General features: G+C 61.2%; 9 protein-coding genes. 1 reads left to right on the forward strand and 8 read right to left on the reverse strand.

Translation table 11 applies throughout. The features are described from left to right. The 7 genes from P1U55_RS15055 to leuC form a co-directional block, all read right to left on the reverse strand. Positions 1-335 (reverse strand): isocitrate/isopropylmalate family dehydrogenase (locus P1U55_RS15055; protein WP_301048451.1); only part of this gene is annotated, 335 nt, incomplete at its 3' end. Positions 336-656: 321 nt separating this feature from the next. Beyond that, positions 657-1,694 (reverse strand): endonuclease/exonuclease/phosphatase family protein, encoded by a 1,038-nt coding sequence (locus tag P1U55_RS15060; RefSeq protein ID WP_301048452.1) that lies wholly within the window; start codon positions 1,692-1,694, stop codon positions 657-659. 23 nt (positions 1,695-1,717) lie between these two features. Continuing rightward, complete coding sequence (locus P1U55_RS15065) at positions 1,718-2,581, reverse strand: hypothetical protein (RefSeq protein WP_301048453.1); 864 nt, start codon at positions 2,579-2,581, stop codon at positions 1,718-1,720. Positions 2,582-2,998: 417 nt separating this feature from the next. After that, entirely contained in the window at positions 2,999-3,604 is a 606-nt protein-coding gene (gene leuD, locus P1U55_RS15070) for a 3-isopropylmalate dehydratase small subunit (RefSeq protein ID WP_301048454.1), read from the reverse strand. Between the two features lie 157 nt (positions 3,605-3,761). Next, on the reverse strand, positions 3,762-4,316 hold the full coding sequence (locus P1U55_RS15075; RefSeq protein WP_301048455.1) for an HdeD family acid-resistance protein: 555 nt from the start codon (positions 4,314-4,316) through the stop codon (positions 3,762-3,764). 88 nt (positions 4,317-4,404) lie between these two features. Then, positions 4,405-4,554 (reverse strand): hypothetical protein, encoded by a 150-nt coding sequence (locus P1U55_RS15080; protein WP_301048456.1) that lies wholly within the window; start codon positions 4,552-4,554, stop codon positions 4,405-4,407. A gap of 365 nt (positions 4,555-4,919) precedes the next feature. After that, complete coding sequence (gene leuC, locus P1U55_RS15085; protein ID WP_301048457.1) at positions 4,920-6,326, reverse strand: 3-isopropylmalate dehydratase large subunit; 1,407 nt, start codon at positions 6,324-6,326, stop codon at positions 4,920-4,922. A 643-nt stretch (positions 6,327-6,969) separates the two neighbouring features. Here leuC and P1U55_RS15090 point away from each other — a divergent pair. After that, the gene (locus tag P1U55_RS15090; RefSeq protein ID WP_301048458.1) at positions 6,970-8,346 is read left to right on the forward strand and encodes a mechanosensitive ion channel domain-containing protein; all 1,377 of its coding nucleotides are present in this window, start codon (positions 6,970-6,972) and stop codon (positions 8,344-8,346) included. A 7-nt stretch (positions 8,347-8,353) separates the two neighbouring features. Here the strand turns inward: P1U55_RS15090 and P1U55_RS15095 are convergent, their stop codons facing one another. Continuing rightward, positions 8,354-8,896 (reverse strand): acyl-CoA thioesterase, encoded by a 543-nt coding sequence (locus P1U55_RS15095; protein WP_301048459.1) that lies wholly within the window; start codon positions 8,894-8,896, stop codon positions 8,354-8,356. Positions 8,897-8,993 lie beyond the last annotated feature (97 nt).

Genomic DNA, 8,993 nt, shown 5'->3' on the forward strand with positions numbered 1-8,993 from the left:
AAGCACTGGGCCGGGCGCAGGTTGGCAAAAAGGTCCATCTCCTTGCGCAGGCGCAGCAACCCGCGCTCAGGCTTCACGCTAAAGTCGAGATCGTCATACTTGGGGCCACCCACGGCACCGAGTAGAACGGCGTCTACCTCTTGTGCCTTGGCCATCGTGTCATCGTGCAGGGGGGTGCCGTGTTTGTCATAGGCGCAGCCGCCCACCAGATCTTCGCTCACGTCAAAGGTGAGGTCGCGCTTCTCGCCATACCAACCAATGATCTTGCGCACTTCGGCCATGACTTCAGGGCCGATACCGTCACCGGGCAGGATCAGAAGGGAAGGGTTGCTCATCGGATGGCTCCTCGCTGAAATGGGTCGGTCGAGGGCCTACGCCCTTGGGCTCACAGGGTCAAGAGAAGCAGGGCGCACGGTGGCGAGCCTGTCTCACACGCGAGCAATGTGCAGGGTCTGAGGTAGAGGCCGCTTACACGGCCAGCCCGGCGGAGGGGATCGTCATGAGGGTAGGGCAACTCCTTGATGCCAAGGCCTTTGGCAACTGGTTTGATAAAATCATGGTTAAAGATCCCGCCAAGGGCTGCTTCACTTATCCCGGTGCCGTTGCACGCCTTGCTGCCCGGTGTCACCCTCTGCCCGCTGGAAGACGCGATTGCCTCAGCCGCCCGGCACCAGATCGACCCAGACCAAGCGATGACGCGAGGCGCGGCGGGCGGTGGCAAGCTCCAACCCACCTAGGAGCTTGCCCTCAACCGGCCATAGCACCCCGGCACTCTGCACTGTTAGGCGTGCCTCTGGCAGGATGTAATCCACCCGCAGGTTGCCCGGCCCGTCCCAATCGGCGGTGTCTTCTGCCGGGGGGCCTTTGTGGGTGGCGTCGGCCTCGGCCAGCCCGCCCGGCCCTGTTGGGTGCGGATCAACCAGCGTGGCGCGCAGCAGTTCGCGCAGCACCTCGCGCCGCCCTTCGCCATCCAGCGGATCCACGTTGAGCCTCCCGATCACCACGGCAGGGCCAGCGGGTGGGCCGCCCATGGCTCCGCCGAGATAGGCCTGCCAGAGACGCAGCTCATCCTGCCCGCGCTTGCCATTGCGATCTTCGGGGCCGTCAAACACCGGGGTTGAGGCGGCCAGTGTGAGCAGGTGGAGCGGGCCGGTTTCCAGCATAAGGGGGACGTCCCAGTGTGCCACGCTGGAGAGACGCTGTACCTTGGCGGCCTCGGCGGAGGGCAACACCGGCGTGCCGCCCGGCAGATCGCGCCACAGCACCCCGCCGAGATCACGCACCTCACCCAACGGCACCCGGCTGAGCAGCGCCATCCCACCCGCGCCGGGGAACCGCCCATAGCCCTGCGCATCCTCGCCCTCGCCAAGCCTGCCGTCACCATCCAAATCAAGCCCGCTGCGCATGCCGCTGTTGGGCCGCGCAGCGGTGCTGTGGGGGTAGGCCAACCCCTCGGCCCGCAACAGATCACGGTAGGCCTGCAAGGCGGCGCCCGATGGATCATGGTCAAACCCGGTAAGCAGCACCACATCGGCCTCAGCCGCCTTCAGCACCGCAACTGTGGCCATCACCTGCTTATCGCGGGCCAGGATATCGCGCAGCAACACACCCGGACCCTTGCGTGTAAGCTCGGGCGACCAGGTTGCAAGGCGCAGGCTTTCTGCGGCATGGCTGGTTTGGGGAAGGCCAGCCACCACAAGGGCGACCAGCAGAAGGATCAGGCGGCGAGCGGATCGTGCCCGACCAAATGGCCTTCGGCCTCGGCATCGCGGGCTTCTGAGGCGCGCTGCCGCTTGCTTTCGATCATCGAGGCAATCCGGCTCATCGCGATGCCGCGCATGAAAAGAGAAGAGGGAAGGAATGCCCATGCCGCCATCGTCCAAATAAGGGTTTGCGGAGCTTCAAGCGCGAGCGGGCTAAACACCACCGCTGCCGCCTTGGCCACCGCAGGTGCGATGAATGGTAAGAGGAAACCGAGGATAATGTTAAGCCGTGCGTCACGATTGAGACGATCCACCACATCGCCACCGGCGGTAGGATCAAAAGTGGGCAGGTTCACCCACACATTGAACGCACCTGAACGCACCGGCCAGCGGCCCGCACGAATGCCAATCACAAAGAAACACAGAGACAGCAGCGAGGTGAGGTAGGCAATGCCCGCAGCCGAGCGCACAAGCTCTACATGCTGCTCGCTCGCCGCACTGGGCAGCGCCAGCAGAACCAGACGCACGGGCGAATAGGGGAAATCTATCGCCTGGCCAAGGATCCGGCCAATTTCACCAATGGCCATTGTGGCCCCGCTTACATCGGTCAGGCCACGGCACAGCATCGTGAGCAGGAAAACAGTGATGAAAAGCGAACCAAAGCGCAGCCGGTTGAACGGCGGTGCATCGCGGAATTCTACAAGGCTCGGGTAGTTAGACGCATATTCAAAGAGAGTAAGACCTGCCGCAAACAGCGCTAGCATCGCGGTAATCTGTGCCGCATCCGGCCCGATCCCCGGCAACAGCAAAGAGGGCGTTGCAATCAGCAATGCCACCAGTCCCGCGCGCACCAAGGCGCCTGTGATCCGAGTGATCACTTCTCGATCCCTTTCCGACGGCCCGCTCCGGTGCATTGCCGTGAGCCTGTTTCCGCCGTTATCCGCCAATTATGGCAGTATGCCTCATCTTTGCCCAATTTCTGCCGTCTTTCATTTCCTGTCTCAAGGTATTGTTAAGGTTAACGAAATAAATGCGCCGTTTCGCGGGCGAAGTGGTGCGCCTTTGCATCAATTTGTGGGCATCACCGTGACCGAGTTGGGCCGCACCCCAAGATATCGTGGTTGCGTGATTTTCGGCCCCAAGACCGCCGTAAGGAATAGGGCGCAGTTGCCTAGAACTCTAAGGAAGCTTGACCGATCACAGCGGTCTCTGGCTTGATTCCCATCTTCGCGCCGCCCGGCCACGAAAAAAGCCGCCCGGTGAGGGGCGGCCCTATATCCTGTCAGCCGCGCGGCTCACACCCAGGGACGGGACTGCTCGGCCTTGGTTTCAAAGGTGTCGATGCTCGCGGCCTTCTCCATGGTGAGGCCAATGTCATCCAGCCCGTTCAGCAGGCAGTGCTTTTTGAAGGCGTCCACCTCAAAGGCGATCTCGCCGCCGTCTGGCCCGCTGATAACCTGCTCTTCCAGGTCGACCGTCAGCTTGGCGTTTGCCCCGCGTGAGGCATCGTCCATCAGTTTGTCGATCTCTTCCTGCGGCAGCACGATGGGCAGGATGCCGTTCTTAAAGCAGTTGTTGAAGAAGATGTCGGCAAAGCTGGTCGAGATCACGCAACGCACGCCAAAGTCGAGCAAGGCCCACGGCGCATGCTCGCGCGAGGAGCCGCAGCCAAAGTTATCTCCGGCAACGATGATCTGCGCGTCGCGATAGGCGGGCTTGTTGAGCACAAAGCTTTCGATTTCGTTGCCATCGTCGTCATAGCGCATCTCGTCAAACAGGTTCGCGCCCAGACCTTCACGCTTGATGGTCTTGAGAAACTGTTTGGGGATAATCATGTCGGTGTCGATGTTCACAAGCGGCATGGGGGCAGCGGTGCCGGTGAGCTTGGTGAATTTTTCCATCGCGATATCCTTTCCGAACGGTCGCGTCTTTGTGCCTAAAAGGCGTGCGGGTTGCAAGATGCCGAGGGCTTCCTTGCACGCATTAAAAAGAGCGCATGTGAAAGGTGGGAAACGGTTCAAGAGGCTCAGGTCCACCCGACCGAAATTCCCGCGCGGGCTATTTCTGGTGTTGCTCGTCCAGGTTGCTGTGCGCCTCTTCAAACCCGCGCCGTAGCTGGCGGGGACGCAGCATCAGGAAGGCAACGCCGGTGGAGATAAGCTCAACCCCCAGCAGGATGCCGGGCACGGTGGCTGCCGCGGTGAAGAGGTTGAAGGCGATCATCGCGCCCAGCGCCACGGATAGCCCGCCAGAGATCACAAGCGGCCAAACAGTGGTATTTTCCCGCTCACGCCACGCCAGCCAAAGCTGCATTGCGCCAGCCGATAGAAACAACACGCCAAGGAGAGCCGCGAGCGAGATCATTCCGGCCAGCGGATCAAACAGGAACGAAAAACCGATGAAGGCCTCAAGCAAGCCAAAGCCGCCGTTCCACCACCGCGCTTCGGCCTCGCGTACTGCGGCGATCAGGTGAAGGACGCCAGCAAGGATCAACGTCCAGCCAACGATGATCGTGGCGGCCAAGGAGGAGGCAAAAGGCAGGGCAATTGAAAGCACGCCCCCGGCGATCAGCAGGATACCGAGGATGATCATGAGAATGCGTTGGCTAGACATGGTCAGTCTCCGAATTGTTTCGAGGAGACAACGTGCAAGGCCCACGCAAGTTCCGCCGCAGGGCGGCGCGGCGCGGCGGATGGCCCGCTCAGAGCTTGCCGCCAAGTGCCGTTACCGCTGCGCCAACGCAGGGCTGAATAGCATGGATACAGCCAAGGGCGCGAAAGCCCTGCTCCCCCTGAAAACCGCAGGTGTCGCGGATCAGGCCAAACGCGTCATGGCAGTCACCATGGATCATCGAACAGGCGTTGATGCAGCCTCCGAAGGGGTTTTGCGCATTGCCGATATCTTCGGACGACAGCGTTTTGAACGGGTTGAAGCCAGTTCTTGCTCGGCGGCGGGAAGGGCGAAGGCGGTGGGAGCAACGATAAGGACAAGGCGCACAGGCCAACGCCTTTTGCAGGGTGGAGAGCTAAATCCCGGTCATCCTGCGCCCAAGCCTTCGCGCCCGGCCCGGAAATGGCGTGAGATCACAGGATACTCACCCTTGTTGCGCTGCTGGCACATCGCGCCATGCCCATCGAACACAAAAACGGGCGGCCCGTTCAAGGAGCCGCCCGCTGGTATTGGTCATCAAGCCTGCTGCCCTGCGGCAGCATCGCGTTACATCATCTCGCGCACATCGGTCAGGTGGCCGGTGATCGCGGCGGCGGCGGCCATGACGGGGCTCACCAAGTGGGTGCGCCCTCCCTTGCCCTGACGGCCCTCGAAGTTGCGGTTCGAGGTGGCTGCGCAGCGCTCGCCGGGGGCGAGCTGGTCGGGGTTCATCGCAAGGCACATCGAGCAGCCCGCAAGGCGCCACTCAAAGCCGGCTTCCTTGAAGATATCGGCCAGCCCTTCCTCTTCGGCCTGCGCGCGCACAAGGCCCGAGCCGGGCACGATCATCGCCCGCAGCCCGTCTTTCACCTTCTTGCCCTTCATGATCTCGGCCACAGCGCGCAAATCTTCGATCCGCCCGTTGGTGCAAGAACCGATGAAAACCGTGTCGATCTCGATGTCCGAAAGCTTTTGGCCCGGCGTCAGCCCCATGTACTCGATCGAGCGTTTGGCGGCCTCAACCTTGCCCCCTTTGAAGGAGGCGGGATCAGGCACCACATCGGTGATTGGCAGCACGTCTTCGGGCGAGGTGCCCCAAGTGACGACGGGGGCAATGTCTTCCCCCTTGATGGTAATGACCTTGTCCCAATGCGCATCTTCATCAGAAAAGAGGGTTTTCCACCATGTGAGCGCGGTTTCCCATTGGGCGGCTTTGGGCGCGTGGGGGCGACCCTTCACATACTCATAAGTTATCTCGTCAGGCGCGATCAGGCCAGCGCGGGCACCGCCCTCGATCGCCATGTTGCACACGGTCATCCGGCCTTCCATCGAAAGGTCGCGGATCGCTTCACCGCAATACTCGATCACATAGCCGGTGCCACCTGCGGTGCCGGTTTCACCGATCACGGATAGGGTGATGTCCTTGGCTGTCACACCGGGGCGAAGCTTGCCGGTGATCTCGACCTTCATGTTTTTCGACTTTTTCTGGATCAGCGTCTGGGTCGCAAGCACATGCTCCACCTCGGACGTGCCAATGCCATGCGCCAGCGCGCCAAAGGCGCCGTGGGTGGCGGTGTGGCTGTCGCCGCACACAACGGTCATGCCCGGCAGCGTCCAGCCCTGCTCGGGGCCAACGATATGCACGATGCCCTGGCGCACGTCGCTTACCGGGTAGTAGTGGATGCCAAAGTCCTTGGCGTTCTTGTCAAGCGCGGCCACCTGAATGCGGCTGTCCTCGGTCATCGATTCCGGCTTCTCGCGGCCCAGCGTGGTGGGCACGTTGTGGTCCGGCACGGCGATGGTTTTATCGGGGGCACGCACTGAGCGCCCGGCCATGCGAAGGCCCTCAAACGCCTGCGGGCTCGTCACCTCATGAACGAGGTGGCGGTCGATATAAAGCAAGCTGGTGCCGTCCTCTGCCTCATGCACGAGGTGGGCATCCCAGATCTTGTCATAGAGTGTCTTGGGGGACATGCGGTCCTCTCCCTTGATGGTCTGATTTCACGGTGTGGCCAGGTTGCGCTCAGGGGCGCCGCGCCTCATGGCGACGCAAGGATGGCACGGGACGCGCCAAAAAACCGCCAAGGCAGGCGCGCACGGTCGTCCATATCGAAGATCCTTGTCATGGCAATGGATTTACAGCCGCGCGACGAATCTCGCAAGAGGCAGCGCATGGTGTTGGCTGTTTGGAGGGGAAAGTCTTTGGGCATGTTCAGCTATTGGCAAAGCGGTGCCAGCATGTTGAACGGCTGCACAAGCATCGCCCCGGTGCCTTGCCCCAAGCGATCAGACAGCACCACGATGCCAGCCCTGATCGGCAGAGCGGCGACGGTGCCCTCAAGGCGGCAGACCCAAAGGATACCGCGGGCAAGGTCACCGGCGTCTCCGATAGTGCCAGCCCAAGCTGCTCAAGCAGAACGCCCTTGAAGTTGGCGCCCTCAACCCAATTGAGGTGACTGCCGGTCCAGGCAATGCTTCCGTCGCGTTTGCCACTCGCTTCAGGCAGCGCGGCGCAGAGCCGCCCCACCGCTGAAAGCCGCCGCGCAAAAGCGCAAGCGTGCCAAACACTTGCCCGCGCCCATACCCCGTGCAACGGTGTACATAAGGGGAGGGCGCGATGGACCCAGAGCAACAGGCGCTTCAAGAGCAAGCCCTGCAAGATCAGGTAACGGGCCTTCTGGGCCTTGCCGAAAGCTTCGGTCGCTCAATGCTTCTGCCGTGGCGCCTCTATCAAGTCGCTATCATCATTGGCCTTTTTGCCTTGGCTTGGTTGCTGAAGCTCTGGATTGGCCCCAGAATGAAACGCTGGATGCGCACACTGGATGGCCGTCCCAAGTGGCAGCTTCGCACGCTTCTGATCCTCCAACAGCGCCTCACCCTGATCTTCTTTGTGGTCCTCTCATGGGGCACGTTTGCCGTGATGCAGGAGGTCACATGGCCCTCGCGCAGCTATGTGATCGGCGTTGTCGCCACCATCGCGCTGGCCTGGCTCATCATCGGCCTCGCAACCCGCCTGATCAAAAACCTGTTTTTGCGGCGGCTGGTGCGCTGGGCCGCGTGGATATGGGTTACGCTTTATTTCCTTGGGCTATCCCAAGAGGCCGAATCCCTGATGGATTCTATAGCGCTTGAGGCGGGCAACTTCCGCCTGTCGCTGCTGGGGTTGATTAAAGCGCTCATCATCACCGGGCTGCTGTTTTTCCTCGCGCGGCTGGTGTCACGCAGGGCGCAAAGCCGGATTCGCACCAATAAAGACATCTCGCCCTCTATGCAGGAACTGATCATCAAGGCGCTTCAGGTGACCCTCTTTGGCGCGGCAGTCTTTTTGGGGTTGAAGGCGGTTGGCTTTGATCTCACCGGCCTTGCGGTGCTGTCGGGTGCCATCGGTGTTGGCCTTGGTTTTGGCTTGCAAAAAGTGGTGTCAAACCTCGTTTCGGGCATCATCATCCTGCTCGACAAGTCGATCAAACCGGGTGATGTGATTACCGTTGGCCAAACCTTCGGGTGGATCAATTCGCTCGGCGCGCGCTACGTTTCGATCACCACGCGCAACGGCAAGGAATACCTCATCCCGAACGAAGACCTGATCACCCATCAGGTTGTGAACTGGTCTCACTCTAATGATTTCGTCCGGCTCGATATCTACTTTGGCACCGCCTACACCGACGATCCGCACGCCGTGCGCAAGATCGCCATCAACGCCGCCAAAAGCGTGGACCGGGTGCTTTCATGGCGTCCGCCGGTTTGCCATATCGTTGGCTTTGGCGATAGCTCTGTGGACTATATCCTGCGCTTCTGGATCGAAGACCCAACAGGTGGGCTGACCAACATTCGCGGCAACGTCTATCTGGCGCTTTGGGACGCGTTTCAGGAAAACGGCATCTCCATTCCCTTCCCGCAGCGTGAGGTGCGAATGTTGGGGGATGACATGGCCGATGGCTTTGAGCCGGGCATCAGCGCCCAGGCCGTTGGCAAACCCGAAATGGGCGATTGAGCGCAGCCTAGGGCTTGGGGTGGTTCTGCGGTGGCCAGGGCCGCGCATCCTCGGCGGCGATCCACGCCTTCACCCAATCAGGCAGGTCCATCTGCGGTGGCTCGGCCCCCAACGCGGCAAGCAAGCTTTCCGGCGGCACGATCCCCTTGGCGTTGGTCACAGCACTGCGATAAACCGCTTGGCCAAGGCACTCGCCGTTGCGCCACATCGACTGATCCAGATAGAGAAACTTCTTGTCAAAACCGATCGCGCGGCTCTGCATCTCAAACTTCTGAAATGCCCGAATGCGGCGGCGATAGCGCACCGCAGAGCCTGCAATCGTGAGGCCCCAACGCTCGCGGCGCAGCACATCCAGCAGCCCAACCCGTTTGGCCAGCGGAATGCGCCCCAGATCATAAAGGGTGAGTGTGCGCCCGTTGTTCAACTCCCACCAAAAGTCCAAATCCCACGGCCAGCAGCGGTGGGTGGAATGGTGAACACCATCCAGCGGCAAGTCTGGATCGTTGCGGTGAACGTAAAGCTCTTTGGCGAAACGGATAAAAGGATACATAGGCCGTGCCCTCGCCCAGCGTTGCCCAAACGTCAAGTGCGACGTCACGGCAGGTTTTAACCCGGTTGCAACCAAGCCGCGCGATGAATACCTCTGT

It is taken from the genome of Vannielia sp., from assembly GCF_029212645.1.
Classification (GTDB): Bacteria; Pseudomonadota; Alphaproteobacteria; order Rhodobacterales; family Rhodobacteraceae; genus Vannielia.

Bases quoted from the DNA above. Each gene is read 5' to 3' on its own strand.
- leuD (WP_301048454.1), bottom strand. From the start codon at position 3,604: ATGGAAAAATTCACCAAGCTCACCGGCACCGCTGCCCCCATGCCGCTT.
- P1U55_RS15075 (WP_301048455.1), bottom strand. From the start codon at position 4,316: ATGTCTAGCCAACGCATTCTCATGATCATCCTCGGTATCCTGCTGATC.
- P1U55_RS15080 (WP_301048456.1), bottom strand. From the start codon at position 4,554: ATGATCCATGGTGACTGCCATGACGCGTTTGGCCTGATCCGCGACACC.
- leuC (WP_301048457.1), bottom strand. From the start codon at position 6,326: ATGTCCCCCAAGACACTCTATGACAAGATCTGGGATGCCCACCTCGTG.
- P1U55_RS15090 (WP_301048458.1), top strand. From the start codon at position 6,970: ATGGACCCAGAGCAACAGGCGCTTCAAGAGCAAGCCCTGCAAGATCAG.
- P1U55_RS15095 (WP_301048459.1), bottom strand. From the start codon at position 8,896: ATGTATCCTTTTATCCGTTTCGCCAAAGAGCTTTACGTTCACCGCAAC.